The organism is Domibacillus robiginosus (assembly GCF_000966195.1).
Classification (GTDB): domain Bacteria; phylum Bacillota; class Bacilli; order Bacillales; family Domibacillaceae; genus Domibacillus; species Domibacillus robiginosus.
Window position 1 is genome coordinate 21,031 of sequence record NZ_LAHL01000040.1, and the last position, 16,406, is coordinate 37,436.

The following is a 16,406-nucleotide window of genomic DNA, read 5'->3' on the forward strand; positions in this document are numbered from 1 at the left end:
ATCTCTTCTGCTAACAGTATTTCTCCCCCTATAGTACCACTTACTTTTAAACCCAATTTGTAATAGGTCATTCTCTATTGTATGATAGTCACGTACATACTACGTGAGAAAAGAAAGCGGTTAAGGAGAGAAAAAGATGGCGCAACGAGGAAGAAAAAAAGGTTCTGACGGAGAAGTAAGCCGTGCCCTTCTATTGCGAATCGCTGCCGATGAGTTTGCTGAACATGGTTATCATGAAACGAAAATTAGTACAATCGTGCGTAAAGCAAACGTCACACAGCCAACGTTTTATTTATATTTTAAAAGCAAGGAAGCCATTTTCGAGGAGCTTGAAGACTTATTCCGCGCAAAGCTTGCCTGCCTCACAAGAAATAGCCTGCTGGATGAGGGGCTTGATGATAAGACATTGCCGAATCGGATCGCAGAAGGACTAACGGCGATCCTTCAGTTTTTTACCGATCATCGCAGCCTGGTCCGAATTGGATTTTATGTATCTCCTCATGCAGCAGACGTAAAAGCGCAAATGGCTGCGCAAATTGAGTCTAACCTTGATAAAGAAGTGATAGCTGGCTATTTCCATTCAAACGTGGATACAGCCCTTGTCGCAAATGGGCTCGTCGGCATGATTGAACGGCTTACGACTACAAAGCTGTGGACAGGTGCGAAAACAGCTGCTGAGCTGGCAAACGACATTGTCACCCTTTTGCTTTATGGATTAAAAAAAGAAGTACGAGTTTAATAGGAAAGCAACAAAAAGAGGCAGTCTCCATGAGAGACTGCCTCTTTTATATTACATACTTATTTAATGTTATCCATTAAGTCAGCTTTAATCAGGAACTCGGCAAGAATTTTTGCCATTTGATCACGTTTCGTGTTGTCATTCGGGTTAAATTCTTTGTTGCCGGCGCCTTCCATGATGCCTGCCTGATACACTTTCAATACTTCTTCACGAGTAGAAGCGCCGATTTCTTTTACATCTTTGAAGTCAGTCAGCTTTTTATTTTTGTTTAACTGAGACTCATCAAAGTCGATGAAATCAAGCTCAAGCGCGCGGCCGATCATCGCTGCCGCTTCTGCGCGTGTTACTTTATCGTCCGGTGCGAATGTGCCGTTTGGCTTACCAGCGATAATGCCGTACTTCACAGCAGCCATGAATTCACCATTTGCATTAAACCACTCGTTGCCTTTTACATCTTTAAAGCGACCATCATAAGCAGTTGTGCCTGGTAGACCAAGCGCACGGCTTAATAGTACAGCGAACTGCGAACGAGTCATGTCTTGATCCGGCTTATATGTGCCAGCTGTTGTACCCGCGATGATAAATTTAGAAGACAGAGTTTCGATGTACTTCTCAGCCCAGTTCTCGCCGTTATCTACATCTGGGAATGTAACGGAAGATTCGATCACTGTGTACGTGCCGTTTGAATTTGCAAGTGTACCAACGACAGCTACCTGCTTGTTATCTACTGTTTTAAATGTTGTTGGAAGAGCTTTTAGTGATCCATCAGCTGCTACCACAACACCTGTTGCATTGTTTGTATTTACGCTTCCATCAATGGTAAGTTCTTGATTTACATATACGTTACCAAACGATTTAAGCTCGCTCAGTACTGTTCCATTTTGAGCCAATTCTACTTTTACTTTTACAGCCGGTGCTTTTACTTCAATATCACTTACGATTGCTGCTGCTTTTGTTTCAGAAGAAGCCGCTGATGCTCCTGCTGCTTTTGCTTGGATTAAGTCTTCCAGGCTAGTTGTTTCTGCATCTGTCAGCTGATCAATGTTGATGCGTAATGTAAGAGCAGAAAGATTACCGCCAAGACCTGCTGCCAGTGCAGTTAGATCTACTTGAGAAAGAGGAATCACATATCTTACATCTCCTGCGTTAATCACGATATCTGCTGCTGGTGCTTTTGCCTTGATTGCTGCTGCAAGAGAAGCAGGAAGGTCAAGCACAACCGGCTTGCCGTCTTCACGGTTTGGTACTTCAATCACTACTGCTTCTGCGTCAGTTGGCAATGTAGTTGAAATTTTCCCTTGAAGATCTGTCGGAATTGTTACTAGCACTTCAGTTGAACCTTCAGTTACGCCTGGTGTGACTAAAAGGCCACCATCAATAATTATTGGATCTTTCCCTGGGATTGGACCAGGACCAGGACCTGGGCCAGGATTAGGGTTTCCGTTATTAGGATTTGTTTGATCATAGAGAGAGTCCCACTGGCCAGCTGCCGTTAAAGTAGCATTTCTTAACGTTGAAATTTTAATGGTGCTGTCTTTACTGTGTAGAGCAGTTAGGAAAGCTAATGCAGAGTCATTGACTTTCTGCCCATCACCCAAGTAAATCGTTTCTTGAATTTTCCCTTTGATTTTGCCGCTCTCATCAACAGCTGATTTCAACGACTGAACAGCACTTGTATACAGTTCAAATGCTGTATCATTTTCATTGTCTGTTGTTTGAATTTTGTACTCTTCATAAAGTTGTTCTTCAGCATTTTCTAAATAAGAAAGGTAGTCTGCTGGCACCGCGTTGGAAAAGTTCAGGCTTGTATCATTAATAAATTCATTGATTTCTGATTCATCGAGTCCTTGAAGGTAAATGCCAATATATGACTTAAGGAGTATAGCTGCCGCTTGTACTTCCGCTGTTTTATTCGGATCTGCTTTTACACCCGGCTCAAGGATTGGAGAAACAATCGTATACCACTCTTGAGGAGTAATTTGATCAAGCGCGGCTGATACTTTGGCTACATCAGAATTTGTCTTGATTCCATTATAAATAGCGTTAGAGTAATCGGCTACATTCTTAGTGCTGTCAAAATGCCAATCTGCTTGTGTTTTTAAAACTGTTGCTGCTTCTGCTTTGTCTGCTCCAAACAAGCCTGCTGTTGTTGCTATTGGTGTGAATGCGATTGTTGCAGCAATCATAGCTTTCGCTGCTTTTGTACTAAATGGATACTTTTTCACCAAATTAGTCACCTCTTCTAGTCTATTTTTATATAATTCCACAGTTGCGGAATGTTTATGTAATCACAGGTAAAATCATACAGAATAATGCTACCAAAAGCAAGAGAACTTTACAAATCTGTCCTATGTTACAGACTAAATTCTTATTTTGTCAGATTATTCATATTCTATTTATTTCTAAATTTTGCATGGTATACTACAAATAGCAATTTTATATTAAAGGAGGGTTTTTGTTTGCGTAAGTTTATAAAGATCGCCCTGGTTGCGATCCTTTTTCTCGCACTGGCAGGAGGCGGCGCATTGTACTATTTTACGAAGGTTAAAAAGTACGATGTAGCCGATGAGCAGGTGGACCAAATTGTCGAAGATCCATACTCGATTTCATTCCCTGAAGGTACACCGCTTCCTGAGGGTGTGCAAAAGGACGAAGAAGGTCTTGTTGTAGTTGATAAGGACGGTGCCTTTGTATTGGAAGATGGCTCCACTATGACAACGGATGAGTGGTTTAGTTCACCGGAATATAAAGAAGTAATCACTTCAAATACAGCTAGTCCTACAGCTGGAAATACCGGAAGTGCGTCTGGTTCAGGCGATACAGCTTCTAATACCAATAGCTCAGGTTCCACTTCTTCTACAGAAACGGCTGGTACAGGGACTTCAAATTCATCCGGATCTGGGGACACTTCAACTTCTGGCGGCTCCGGTACATCTGGTTCCGGTGCATCTGGCGGTTCTGGGTCCGGTACATCCGCTGGTGGTGATAACGGCGGATCAAGCGACCGTTCAACTGCTGCCACAATCAAATCACGTTATTCCGGTTCCTTTGACAGCCTGCAGGGTCAGGCGCAGAGCCAGTTGGGTGCGTTAGTGGGACAGGCTAAAAGCGAATATGCAGCGAAAAAAGCCGCCGGTGAAACAATCAACCCTGCTTACTTCTACCAGAAGTATAACGGTGCCGCATCCGGTGTTGAAGCCAAAACCGATGCTGCTTTTAATTCCCTTTACAAGTCTATGACGAGCGAATTAAAAGCAAATGGTCTTAGCACATCTGCTGCGGATGAGTATAAAGCGCAGTATGAAGCGACAAAAGAAGGTTTACGCAACGAGTTAATGAGTAAAGTAACAGGTGGATAAGAAATAACGAGACTCGCGGTCAGCGGGTCTTTTTATTTTTTATTTACAAGTGATAAAAGATTCATAAAGGGATGGGCGGAATTCTTTGAGCATGCTATAATTCTTTTACTACAAATAAAAGGAGCTTTTACCAATGACTTTCAAAAAGAAAGCAGCTGCGGTTGCTTTGACACCTGTGCTTGCTGCGTCTATTTTTGTTTCCTCTGTTTCTGCTGCACAGTTTCCCGATGTAAAAACGAGCCACCGCGCTTATGAAGCGGTTGAAGCCATGTCAAAAGCAGGCGTTATTACCGGCTTTCCTGATGGTACATTTAAGCAGTATCAATCTGTCACACGGGCGGAAAGTGCGATCTTAATTGGACGCGCTCTTGGTATTAAAGTGAGCTCATCTACGAAAACCTTTACGGACCTTCCTTCTACTTCACGTGCGTACCCATACGTTGCCGAGTTAATGAAGCGAGGCATTTTCAGTGACAGCAGCCGCTTTTATCCAGAGCGTCCGCTTTCCCGTTCTGAGATGGCGATTATTTTAACACGCGCATTTGAGCTTCCTGCTTCATCTGCGATGCCGTTTACCGATGTATCTCCTACACATGGTGCTGCTTCGTACATTCGTGCACTGGCGGCCGCTGGCATTACAACGGGTGTAGGCGATGGCAAATATGATCCAACTGGTACTGTTACACGCGGACAGATGGCGATCTTTTTAAACAATGCCCGCAAGTTTGAAGCACCTGGCGAAGATGTAGAACCAGCTCCGGGCGGTGGCGGAACACCTGGTCCAGGAACACCGGCACCTGGTACTCAAACGGCAGCTGATATTAAAGCAGAATATGCGGACGATTTTGCAGATCTGCAAGCTCAAGCAAAAGCTGACCTGGATGTTCTGGCCGGCCAGGCGAAAGCAGAACTTAATGCCGGAGAAGACTTGATGACGGTATACAATAAATATTTCCCACTTGCTTCAAAAATGGAAGCTGAAACAGATGCCGACTTTAACGCGCTTTACGCAAAACTTACAGCAGAATTAACAAAAGCCGGCTTCAGTGCCACTGAAGCACAGTCTTTTAAAACGGCGTATGATGCAGCGAAAAAGCAAATGAGAGATGACCTGATTGCTGAAATTCTATAAAGGCGATACAAAAAGAAGCTTGCCCGGCATGGGCAAGCTTCTTTTTTATTATCGCTGGATTTGAACGTCAAATTCTCCATTTTCCTGCACACCGACTCGTACTTGGCTATTTTCAACTCCATCTACTGTCACAGTCATATAATATATCTGGTAACCTACTTTACCTTCGTCTGTCCCTTCGGAAACAAAATCAACTTTGTATGATCCGTCTGCTTGTTCAGCGAGCACCGGACGGATTGTTACGCCATCCACTGTAATCTCCTCTGCTGGCAGTTGCCCAAATAATGAGAAGGTAATATCAATTTCATCTTTTGACGTGATGTCTACTTTATCCGATTCTTCTTTTAAAAGAAGCGAATGTCTCGGACGTGATTCGCTCGTATAAGCAAGTGAATAACTTCTCCACACAACCCCGTCGCCGGTATCAAGCGCCAGACGTTGGTCACTCAATAAGCGATACGGCTTATCCAGCTCTGCTCCTTCAAATGTTACTTTGTATTTGTTTGATTCTTCCTCCAGCTTCGTCACAGTGACGCTGTTTCTTTCGCTGGCGTCTTCTGAGGAAATATAGAGCGTCTCCTGTAATTCTTTCACACTTGTTTCATCCGCATTAAATGTAAGGCTGCCCAGCTCCTGTTCTTGCATGCCAGCCAGGTAAAGCGCTGTGTGAATTGTATAGTCAACGAAATCCTTCCCATTTTCAGCGGTAACCGTTAGTGTATCGCCTTCTTCGATCCGGCCTGACGCCTTCACCTGGCCTTCTGCATCCTTCACGGTATACGTTTGGGCAGAAAGATCGGTTGACCTTACATTTTTCTTTAATTGTTCAACAGATGTGCCGCGGTAAACCGTGACAAATTTATAGTCATCGTGAATGTGGTCAATTCTGCGTTCACCTGAGGAAATGTCTATTCCTGTGTTGCTGCTTAATGCCGCTTCGTCCCGGTCAGAAGATTGAATCGTAACTGGAATGACTTTGCTGTCCAAATAGCCGCTGCCAAGTTTTACATTTACCAATACATATTCTGTAATAGTCTCACCTGTTTTGTTTGGTCGAATTAATGTAAGCTCATTGTTGTCTGCTCTCAGATAACTGGAATCCTCTTGTACGTCGAGAAAATTATCATCTTCGGTGAACGTTTGACCCGTTTTTATTGGAAATAATGTCAGATCTGCTGGTTTTCCTTCAGCTGACAGGTATGCTGTTAAGTCTGATCCAGCTTCAAGATTAGCGGGTACTGTGATGTTTAACGCGCTGATGTAGTCGTTTACTTGTTTGATTGAAAATATATCTTGAGCGTGCACAACATCTTCTTTTAAGCGACTTTTCTCCTGGAATTCATCACTTAATGCTTCAACAGCTGCTAAAGCTTCCTCCATTTGTGCAAGGGTTACCCCTTCACGAAGCTGTTCCTCATAAGAATACGAGTAACGATCTTCCTTGTACAACGCGCTTACTTTTTCATTTGCTGTTTTAAACGTATCGACTTTTGCTTTTAATTCTTCATTGACAGCTACAACCATAGCTTTAATCGCCTCGGCTGTCTGCAAATTCGCTTTTTCGGCAATCAAGCGCTCCTTGTATGTTTTCATGCTAAGCGAGTCTTGTTCTAGTAAGGATTCATTGCTTGTAGATGTTCCCCCACCCGGAATTTCTTCTGTTACTCTTTCATAGGCAATATAGCCAAGAATATGTGAGAATTCATGTCCGTCAAGTTTTGTATTTTGATCCTGGATAAGGTCGTAAAGAGCTCTTATTTTTATCGCATCGTTGTCATAGCCATCGTTCATAAAGCTTGAGGAAAGCATGCCCTTTGACGCGATAAGAAGCATTGACGGAGCATCTGCTTTTAGGTCTTTCAAACTTAAAGTAATAGCTGGAAGACCGTCTTTTGTTTCCCAGGATAGCCCGGTAAACTCTGTTGTCTTCTGCTGGGCATCTTCTTGATATACATATACATAATCCATAAACTCCTCAACAGAACGACCGTCTGCTTTAAGTGCCATTTGAACCGTAACTGTCTCGTTGTCATTGAAAATTAAATTATACGGACTCCAATACCATTGCTCCGCCACATCAACGACGTCTGTGATTTTATTAGAAGCATCAATTCGATATACAACAAGATTATGGTTGAACCAATTTATAAATTTTTCGTCTTTTTTATATTCAATTGCGTCTGACGGGACTGTATCTCCCTCTTCTGGCAGGACAAATTGAGTGTCTGTATTTGAAACCTGCTGGTAGAAGACTTTCCCCGTTCCTTCGTTATGGAGATTTAATTTTACATATCCATAGTCATTTCCGGCCTTCAGTATACCGGCTGCAAAGTAATCTCCCGTTTCGTTCCCTGAACCCGGCGTTCCTGTATTGCCACCATCTGATGGAGGTGTAATCACGGGTTCCGTGCCGCCGCCTGAGCCTGGCGGATTAACTGGTGCCGGCGGTGTATAATCTGGATTTTTTTCGCCGCCAACCGTTTCAATTTTGTCTTTTACTTCATTATAGTTATCAACAATTTTGGATACATCCTGCCCGGCTGGCACCGAGATATTTGTAATCCTGGCATTGCTGCCGACATTCAGCGTGGCATTTTCATTTTTCATATCCAGGTTTTTAATCGCGCCTGTTGTGGCCAATGTGACTTTTTTGTCCGTATTTACGACTACATTGGAGAAGTTGCCTTTACCGGATACTTGAATGTCATCGTTCGAGTCAATGACTACGTCCTGAATTGTCGCATTCAGCTCGATCTGCGTAACACCTTGTTTAATGTCTACTTTTGGGATAATCACATCTTCGTCTGCAAAGATATCAGCATTGGCATACAAAGACAGGGCCGTTACTGTTGTGCTGCCACTTGCTGAGAAGTATACGTCTTTTTTGGCAATTTCAATGACAGCAACTGAAGAATCCTTAAAAGTAATTTTAATGCGCGTTTTTGGATCTTCAGCTGCTGCCTTTGTTACAGAAGCTGCTTTTGTGACGGCTTCTTCCTGTATAGATGTCGTACCTTTTACTGTAAGCTTGTTCGTTGAAAAGCTTGTTTTCACTGCAGCTGTAACAGTTAGGTTTCCATTGATCGTCATGTTTTTCAATTCAACGTTGTCACCGGCAACTGTGACATTGCCTTTGATTTCCGCTCCGCTTCCATCTAAAACCAGCGGTGCAGATTCTGTTCCTGCTTCTTTCAGAACTAAGCTGGAAACGGTATTGATTACGCCGTTCGCTTGTTCAAATTCGATTTCTGCTCCTTTTAGCGCTTTGCTGTTGTTACTTTGTAGCAAGCCTTTTACACTTTCGGAAGCTGTATAGGTTTTTCCATCTATCATGATTTTTCCATTTTGAACCGATTCAATCGTTTTTACTTGTTCGGCTGGAGCTATTGCTTTTTTCGCACGGCTGGCGAATGCTACAAGTTCACCACGTGTGACATTCGCATCTGGTGCAAAGGTTGTAGCGGTTTTTCCTGCTGTTACGTTGTTATGTACAAGAGCCTGGATGTATGTGTAATACCATTTTTCTTTTTTTACATCGGTAAACGATACCGTTTTTCCGCCGTTTGATAGGTTGAATGCTTCACCAATTAACCGGGAAGCTTCAGCCCGCGTTAGCGTCTGGTCAGGACGGAAGGTTCCATCTTTAAATCCACCCATGATTTTTGCTTCCACAAGCGCCGCGACCGCACCGTAATACCATTTTTCTTTTTTTACATCTTTTAAGCCCGGCGCTTTTGGAGAAGCCGTATCAAGCTCGAGGATGTCCGCGATCATTTTCGCTGCCTGGCCACGCGTCACCGATTCCTGCGGACGAAATGTCCCGTCCTTAAACCCATTAATTTTCCCCTGTGAATGCAGGTCTTTAATTTCCGGATAAAGAGTATTCCCTTCTTTTACATCCGTAAAAAACGGTGCACTTGCTGCTTCTGCGGGCAACGCTGCGGCAGTAACGGTAACAGCGGCCGCAGAAGCTAAAAAGATGTGACTTTTCTTCAACATGGCTCAGCTCCTAGAATTAAAAATAAGACCACTTTTTACCAAATAATGATCTTTCATTTTTTACTATATATGTAGATAAAAAGTCTGCAAATACAAATTCTCGAATTCATGATTTTTTACCCATAAAGAGATATTATTGGATATTTTATTGCTTTCCACTGCTTCCAATGCCTTGTATTTCTTTTATTTTCCTGAACTCCTTTTGCTTCTTCTGACGTATAATGTACCTATCAATCGTAAAGGAGAATAAAGGATGGAAAAGAAAAAATTAGTTTACTTCGCTTTTGCTTTTGTTTTAGCCATTTCTGCCCTGTTCGGGTTTCATCCCGCCCAGTCGGAAGCCGCCACGAGTGCAAAGGTCGGCTATGTCAGCATTGACAGCGGTGTCCTGAATGTTCGCAGCGGTCCAGGAACGAACTATAAAGTGATTGGCTCTTTGAAGAATAATGTGTCTGTCTCTGTGTATTCACAATCGAAGTCAGGCTGGAGCCAGATTGGCTTTAAAGGCAAGCGAGCTTACGTTTCGTCCAAGTACCTGCGCATGTACAGCTACTTGATGGACAAAAAGAAGGTGTATACGTACAAAGCAAACGGCGAGACATTTAAAAGCATGTACGTAGGCAAGTACAGTGGCTGGGACGAGTGGCAGTCAACATCTCCCGGCAGCACCTATCTTTTATACGAGAACAACAAAGGGCTTTACATTGGCTGGCGGGAGTCTGAGTACTACGCGGAAATCGCCTATCCAATTAAAGTAGGAAAAACGTGGAGTGATGGCTTCGAGGGCAGCGGGGTTACTTATAAAATCACTGGCACTGACGGCATTCTTACAACGGCAGCCGGCAGATTCAGAGGTGTTGTCACCGTTAAATCAAGTGAAGGCTTTATCGCCTACTACGCACCCAATACCGGAATTATTAAGCAAACGTACAATGGAAAAACAATTTCTGAATTGATTAAGGTAACAACAAAATAAACAGAACGGAGCTGTCCTGAATGTGGAGGACAGCTCTTTTTTCGTTCTTTAAGAGGTATTAAATCCAAAAAGAGAATTTTTTCATTTTGTAAACTGGACGGCTTTTATCTTTCATCAATATGGGTATAGACCTATAAAATGGTAACTATTAATGAAATGGGGGAATAAAGTGAAACGATTAGCCGCTTTGTTGACCGGACTCCTTTTGACCACCACCCTTTGGAACCCATCGGCAGATGCTGCTGCCTTCCCGGATGTGCACCCTAATGAAAAAGCATATGAAGCTGTAGAAGAAATGGCCTCCCGCGGACTTATTGCTGGCTTTCCTGATGGAACATTTCGCCAAAACGACCCGGTAACACGCGCCCAGAATACGATTTTTCTCGGACGTGTTCAAGGTATTGACGGCTATCCAAATGCCCGGCTTCCTTATTCTGATGTCGCCCCGGGCCAGGCTGCTTTTCCGTATATCGCCTACTATGCCTCCCAAAACGTATTTGAGCTTGGTAATCGTTTTTATCCGGACACGATCGTGACACGTGCTGAGCTGGCACGCACAGTTGTAAGAGCTCTTCGTTTAAGCGGAACGCCTGATGTGCCGTTTACAGATGTGCCTGCCTCTCATCCTTATGCTTCCTATATCAATGCACTGGCAGCCAATGGCCTGACAAACGGCGTTGGCAACAACCGATATGATCCAAACGGTATTGTTACCCGCGGACAAATGGCTATTTTCATGCTGAATATTGATGACTTTCTTGGTACAGATGAGAACCCCGGCTATACCATTGATCCTTCCTTTGTTCCAAGTGCCATTGAAAGAGAGATTGGACAGCTTGTGAACGAAGAGCGGGCAAATCAGGGTCTGGCTCCTGTTACACTGGCCAATGACGTAAGCTTTGTGGCGCGGACAAAATCAAAGGACATGCACGACCGCGGCTATTTTGACCACACGTCTCCGACTTACGGCAGCCCGTTTGATATGCTGACGGACTTTGGACTTCGCTACTCAACCGCTGGTGAAAACATTGCCTCAGGTTATGTGGATGCAGAAGCTGTGATGGAAGGCTGGATGAACAGTCCCGGACACCGGCGCAATATCCTGAATCCACAGTTTAAAGAAATCGGTGTTGGTGTGTATAACCGATACTATACACAGATGTTTGTGACAAGGTAAGGCATGGCAGCCTCTTTGGTTGGGCCGGAAAAGCTTGTGGGATGGCCGGATTCTCATTTTTCCGGCCATTACAGATCATAATCCGGCCATGATCAGCTTTTTCCGGCCATCCATGATAGAAATCCGGCCGTTGTATGCTATTTTCCGGCCATAAAAAAGGAGAGCTGTCTCTTATAGAGACACTCTCTTTTCAGATATTATACGTAGATATTTATTACAAGGTAAGGATGGCACCTCTTTGTTTGGGCCGGAAAAGAAGAATTCAGGTCGGAATATCTCGCTGGATGGCCGGATTTTCATTTTTCCGGCCATGATGGAACATAATCCGGCCCTAGTTTAAATTTTCCGGCCATGTACGTTGAGAATCCGGCCCTACATGCTAGTTTCCGGCCATAATAAAAAAGAGGGCTGTCTTAGAGACGCCCTCTTTTTTTATCGGCTGGCAGCCACTTTTCACGCCACTCCAGCCGTTCATTTTCTTCAATTTGTTTTTCCAGCACTTCGTCCCAGTGCTCAAGGTGCGTGTTCCAGACACGTGCGTAAAACACATCCTGCTCCTTGTTATAAAGCCGAAATTCCAGACACGGAACATATGAAGTCGACTGTTCTTCAAAATTGGTTACTTCTGATACCGGTGTCTGGAATTCTTCATCCGTGCGGTCCGCATCCATTTCGGTGAGTGCCTGCAGAATTTGTTCTCCTGTAGTCCTTCGCTCGCTCGGATAGCGGTAAAGCGGCTCTCTTTCTTCCCGCTCTTCTATCTCCGGCCAAAATGCATCATGAACCGGACTATACGTGAGGGACGTTTCCTCCTCGTCCATTTCTTCTTCCACGATGCCTTCAGCGAGCTGCGACTTGCCCTTTCCAGTCAGCTTATAGCCTTCCTTCTCAATTTGGATTAATCCTGTTCGCAGCATTTTTTGAATTAAGTCTTCAATAAACAGCTCTTCGACGAGAAGCATTTCTGCCAGGTTTGCGGCCCGGCGGATGTCGGTTTGATTAAACGCGAGCAGCAGCATTTTCATTAAAATATCCATCTTCAGCCGCTTTACCCGCTTGAATGTAACAGTATAGGTTACGACTGGAAGCTGCCAGACGGCTGACTCTTTCAATTCGACTGCCGGGTTTTCGAGCAGGTTCGCACGCAGCTTTTCGATTGTTTTTTCCATTCTGCTTATCCCCTGCTTTCTTCAAGCATACGTACGCCGTTTTGTCGTTTGGCTGTATCGAGTACGTGCTTGTACATCCCTTTTGTTGAGGCCTGCTTCGTCCGCTCGGTAAACATGGTTGTGCTGCCGACTAATACAAGCAGTTCTCTTGCTCTTGAGAGCGCCACGTTCAGCCGGCGGTAATCACGAGCAAAGCCGATATCGTCATGCTTGTTTTGATGGTTGCGCACCATACTTAAAATAATTACGTCCATCTCCATGCCCTGAAAGCGGTCAACCGTACCTGTGCGGATGGTCAGGTGGTGAAGGCCGAGCTCCTGCTCAATTAAGCGGTTCAGCTTTTTCACCTGTTCGCCATAAAAGCTGATGACGCCGATGCTTTTCTTTTCATCCGCATTCATTCGGCCGGCTTCCTTCGCCTGTGCCGTTGCTTCATCGAGTTCTTTTAAAAGAGAGCCGATTTCCCGCAGCTCGGCCGGATTGTATAAGCTTTTACCACCCTTCATCCGTTCCTCAAAGAACGCTGGCTCATTTGGCATATCGATCCATAACAAATGATTTTCTCGCCGGACGAGCGGTGACTCCAGCCTATGATCCCGCGCTGCATCTGAATCTGGCAAGCCGCATTGAAGACGGTCCTTTTCTCTTTCATAAAACGGCGTGATCGTTTCCATAATGCTTTCGTGCATCCGATACTGAATGGCAAGCATCGTTTTGTTGGTTTCCGGCACGCTTTTAAACAAGCGTTCAAACAGCGATTCCTCAAGCAGTCCCTTTAGTTCCGTTTTCCCGGCAAACTCCTTGTTCGCTTCTGCCAGCTCCTGAAGCGTTTCTTCCAATGTATCATTTCCGAGTAGTGGTGGCAGCTGATGGTGGTCACCGACCAAAATGACTTTTTTCCCTTTAAGCATAGGCAGTAAAAGCTCCGGCGGTGTCGCTTTGGAAACTTCATCGATAATCACCACATCAAAAACCGGGTAGTTGTCGATAAAATCCTTGCGTGCGGATGCCACACAGGTTGTGCCAATCACGTTCGCATGCTTCACATACAGCTTGCGAATTTCATCTAAATCGTGCTCGCTCGCTTCCTGCAAAAGCGACAGCCATTCTCCTTGAATCGATTGAAACAATGGCAGACGCTGCCGTTCCTGCTTGAGTGATTCGTGCGTAAAAGACAGGCTCGCCATTTGCTTGAGCACTTCTTCATGCTCCGCTTCCGGATTTGTATCGAGAATTTCCTCAAGTGGCGCCAGCTCTTTTTCTTTTTCATGAATCGTGTTTTGCAGCTCTTTTATTTGCGCTTCGATCTGTGCACGCTTTTGGGCTGTTTCTTCCATTTCCGCGGCTTTTTGCGCCTGCTCGAGCCGGCTTTCTTCCAGGCGTTGCTGTGTTTCTTCGAGCTGACGCTTTTTCTTTTCCAAAAGAAGTGCCTTTGTTTCCTGCTGATCGAGCGCTTCTTTTGCGTTCGGAACCGGTGCAGCGAGCGATACCATTTGATTATATTTTTGCTGAAGGGCATCAAGTTCAGCCTGCTGCTCGATGGTCCCTCGCATCGTTTCATAAGCAGTCCGCTCATCCGCATGCTTTTGGCGCAGCTGCTCGATCACGTTTCTTTTTAAAAATAAAAACGCGTCCTGTGCCCTTTGCTTGTACTCTTCATAAGGCCGGAAGCGTTTGGCTCTTCGCCAGATCGACTGCCGCCGTACGTACAGCCCTTCTAAAAACTTCGCTCCCCGCCCTGGCTCCAGGTTTGGCTGACTTTTTAGTGCCGATCTTAATCCGTTTAAAAATTGGTCAATCTCATCCGCGGAGTGCGAGGAAGAAGCACGGCCGGCGCGCTGCTGCAGTTCGGCAAATGGCACATTGTATCGCGCCAGCAGCCCTTCCATATACGAAATCGCTTTGTTTAACTGGTCATTGTAAGCTTTTAGCTTTGTGATCTGGTCCATTTCCCCGCGAAGATCATCCAGCTCCTCTAACAGCTGCAGCACACGGGCGGATCTTTCCAAATTTTGCTCCAGCATCATCCATTTCAGCGCGTCAATGCGTTTTACCGCCGATGCTTTCTCGTATACAGCCTCTGCCCTCTCTAATACTTGTGACAATTGTTCTGCTTTTGCTTTCGCTTCCTGAATCGCCTGCTGTTTTCGCCCGATATTTTCCTCAAGCTCCTCGCAGGCAACAGAATGCTGGAGTGCTTCCCTTTCTTTTTGAAGATCATGCCATTGCCGTTCAATATCTTCAATGCCTGGCTCATTTTCGAGAAAAGCTTCGTCCTGTTCGATCGCTGCTGCTAACGGCTGCAAAGCTCGATCGATTTCTTCCTCGTGCTTTTGGAGCGATTGCTCCTCCTCCTCCACTTTTCGGAGCTGCTGCTTCTGAGTTTGGAGAGCGGCCTGGCCTTCCTCATATTTACCAGCCGCTTCTGCTTTTGCTGCTACCGCGGCTTCTGTCTCGACCAAAATCGGTTTCAGCCGTTCCTGCTCCCGTTCATTTTCCGCCCATTCTGCTTCAAGTGCTGCTTCTCTTGCTTTACGCGCTTTAAATTGCGTGGACACTTCCTGGAGCGTATGGTCCTTCCAGTACTGTCCGACATTTTCTTCAATAAACTTTTTGCCTTCTTCCTCGATGCTTTCGGTGCGGCCAACCCGGAGAATACGGATATCTTTATTGGCCAGCAGCCGTCCGAGCGCATTATCGACTGCCAGGTTCGACTGGGAGGCGACGAGCGTCCGCAGTCCCGCCCGTGCGTTTTGCAGGCAGATTTCCGAAATAACTGTTGTTTTCCCGGTGCCCGGCGGTCCCTGAATCACATAGAGATCCTCTGCTTCCATCGCCCCTGTCACCGCGCGCTGTTGAAATTCGTTCAGCCGGTTATGAAACTGCAGGGCACCGAGCTTTTTAGGCGGACGAAGCGGCGGCTTTTTCTCAAATAAAATCCGCTCCAAATCCGGATTGGCCGCCAGCCCGTCTTCTAAATGCTTAAACCCCTGGCGCAGACGCTTCACCTGGCTCAGCGTCGCAAAGTTGCTGAAAATCACTTCTTTTTGCGATGTGTGAAACTGCTGTTTTCGCGCGCGATCCGCCATCGGGCCGCTCAGTTCAATTTCAACCGTTCCCGCACCGCGGCTTGCTTTTAATACCTTCCCTGCATCCTGATCCATTCCCCTGAACTTTACACTCAGGTCTTTGAGCAGCTTCCATTCCGGTTCCTTCAGCCGGCAGCCTGTCAGCGTGACCCGGCTAAAGTCTCCGTTAAAGGTCATGCCCGCATAAGCTGCGGTGATATCCGGAATATCCGCATCCCGCTCCTGGATCGTCAAATACCCTTCCCAGCTGGCAATCCGCTTTTTCACATAGTCCGAGCTTTCTTTCGCAACCGGCATGTCATGAATCGCTCGAAGCAGATCAAGCGGCATTTCTCTTCGTGTTTCCTGAAACGTGATCGTAGCTGGACGTCGCCAGTTTGTTCGCACCGGTGTGTGTGCTGCACGTGCGGTCACATTTGTCGCAATAAACCGGTCTTTTTCCGCCACGCAGTGCAGCACAATGACCGCATTGCCGCTCGCTGCCGCCAGCCGTTTGTTTGCCTGATTATCAAAAAATAGGGCAACAGAAAGAAGCCGGTCCGCAGACGGCGGATATTTTTCTATATAAACCGTAAACGACGCCTCCAACGAAAAAAACGAGCGCTCCTCCAGCCCGAGCTCCCGCATTTTATCCTTTGCTCTATTCGTCAGCGTCAATGGACATCTGTATGTTTTCAAGCTTGTTTGAATCATTGGTTCACCTGCTTCATTACATATAAAAGCTTGTTCTTCCATCCTTTCATTATAGCACAATCTGGATACAATT

General features: G+C 45.4%; 9 protein-coding genes. 5 read left to right on the forward strand and 4 right to left on the reverse strand.

Going from position 1 to position 16,406, the window contains the following annotated elements; genetic code table 11:
* Positions 1 to 136 precede the first annotated feature (136 nt).
* Positions 137 to 739 carry a TetR/AcrR family transcriptional regulator gene (locus VP97_RS17215; protein WP_050183317.1) on the forward strand — a complete coding sequence of 201 codons (603 nt, stop codon included), beginning with the start codon at positions 137 to 139 and terminating at the stop codon, positions 737 to 739.
* A gap of 59 nt (positions 740 to 798) precedes the next feature.
* Here the strand turns inward: VP97_RS17215 and VP97_RS17220 are convergent, their stop codons facing one another.
* A complete protein-coding gene (locus VP97_RS17220; RefSeq protein WP_156153542.1) occupies positions 799 to 2,964 on the reverse strand; it encodes an S-layer homology domain-containing protein in 2,166 nt (721 codons plus the stop codon).
* A 234-nt stretch (positions 2,965 to 3,198) separates the two neighbouring features.
* Here VP97_RS17220 and VP97_RS17225 point away from each other — a divergent pair, with 234 nt between their 5' ends.
* The gene (locus tag VP97_RS17225) at positions 3,199 to 4,098 is read left to right on the forward strand and encodes a hypothetical protein (protein ID WP_050183319.1); all 900 of its coding nucleotides are present in this window, start codon (positions 3,199 to 3,201) and stop codon (positions 4,096 to 4,098) included.
* Between the two features lie 133 nt (positions 4,099 to 4,231).
* Positions 4,232 to 5,230 (forward strand): S-layer homology domain-containing protein, encoded by a 999-nt coding sequence (locus VP97_RS17230; protein ID WP_050183320.1) that lies wholly within the window; start codon positions 4,232 to 4,234, stop codon positions 5,228 to 5,230.
* A 48-nt stretch (positions 5,231 to 5,278) separates the two neighbouring features.
* Here VP97_RS17230 and VP97_RS17235 read toward each other — a convergent pair whose 3' ends face one another.
* On the reverse strand, positions 5,279 to 9,229 hold the full coding sequence (locus VP97_RS17235) for an S-layer homology domain-containing protein (protein ID WP_050183321.1): 3,951 nt from the start codon (positions 9,227 to 9,229) through the stop codon (positions 5,279 to 5,281).
* Between the two features lie 253 nt (positions 9,230 to 9,482).
* Here VP97_RS17235 and VP97_RS17240 point away from each other — a divergent pair, with 253 nt between their 5' ends.
* Both VP97_RS17240 and VP97_RS17245 read left to right on the forward strand, forming a co-directional pair.
* Positions 9,483 to 10,205, forward strand: a complete 723-nt coding sequence (locus VP97_RS17240) for an SH3 domain-containing protein (protein WP_050183322.1) — start codon at positions 9,483 to 9,485, stop codon at positions 10,203 to 10,205.
* A 169-nt stretch (positions 10,206 to 10,374) separates the two neighbouring features.
* Positions 10,375 to 11,382, forward strand: a complete 1,008-nt coding sequence (locus VP97_RS17245; RefSeq protein WP_050183323.1) for an S-layer homology domain-containing protein — start codon at positions 10,375 to 10,377, stop codon at positions 11,380 to 11,382.
* A gap of 413 nt (positions 11,383 to 11,795) precedes the next feature.
* Here VP97_RS17245 and VP97_RS17250 read toward each other — a convergent pair whose 3' ends face one another.
* A complete protein-coding gene (locus VP97_RS17250) occupies positions 11,796 to 12,551 on the reverse strand; it encodes a hypothetical protein (protein ID WP_050183324.1) in 756 nt (251 codons plus the stop codon).
* A 5-nt stretch (positions 12,552 to 12,556) separates the two neighbouring features.
* Positions 12,557 to 16,333, reverse strand: a complete 3,777-nt coding sequence (locus VP97_RS17255; RefSeq protein ID WP_050183325.1) for a DEAD/DEAH box helicase — start codon at positions 16,331 to 16,333, stop codon at positions 12,557 to 12,559.
* Positions 16,334 to 16,406: the final 73 nt, after the last annotated feature.

Bases quoted from the DNA above. Each gene is read 5' to 3' on its own strand.
- VP97_RS17215 (WP_050183317.1), top strand. From the start codon at position 137: ATGGCGCAACGAGGAAGAAAAAAAGGTTCTGACGGAGAAGTAAGCCGT.
- VP97_RS17230 (WP_050183320.1), top strand. From the start codon at position 4,232: ATGACTTTCAAAAAGAAAGCAGCTGCGGTTGCTTTGACACCTGTGCTT.
- VP97_RS17235 (WP_050183321.1), bottom strand. From the start codon at position 9,229: ATGTTGAAGAAAAGTCACATCTTTTTAGCTTCTGCGGCCGCTGTTACC.
- VP97_RS17240 (WP_050183322.1), top strand. From the start codon at position 9,483: ATGGAAAAGAAAAAATTAGTTTACTTCGCTTTTGCTTTTGTTTTAGCC.
- VP97_RS17250 (WP_050183324.1), bottom strand. From the start codon at position 12,551: ATGGAAAAAACAATCGAAAAGCTGCGTGCGAACCTGCTCGAAAACCCG.
- VP97_RS17255 (WP_050183325.1), bottom strand. From the start codon at position 16,333: ATGATTCAAACAAGCTTGAAAACATACAGATGTCCATTGACGCTGACG.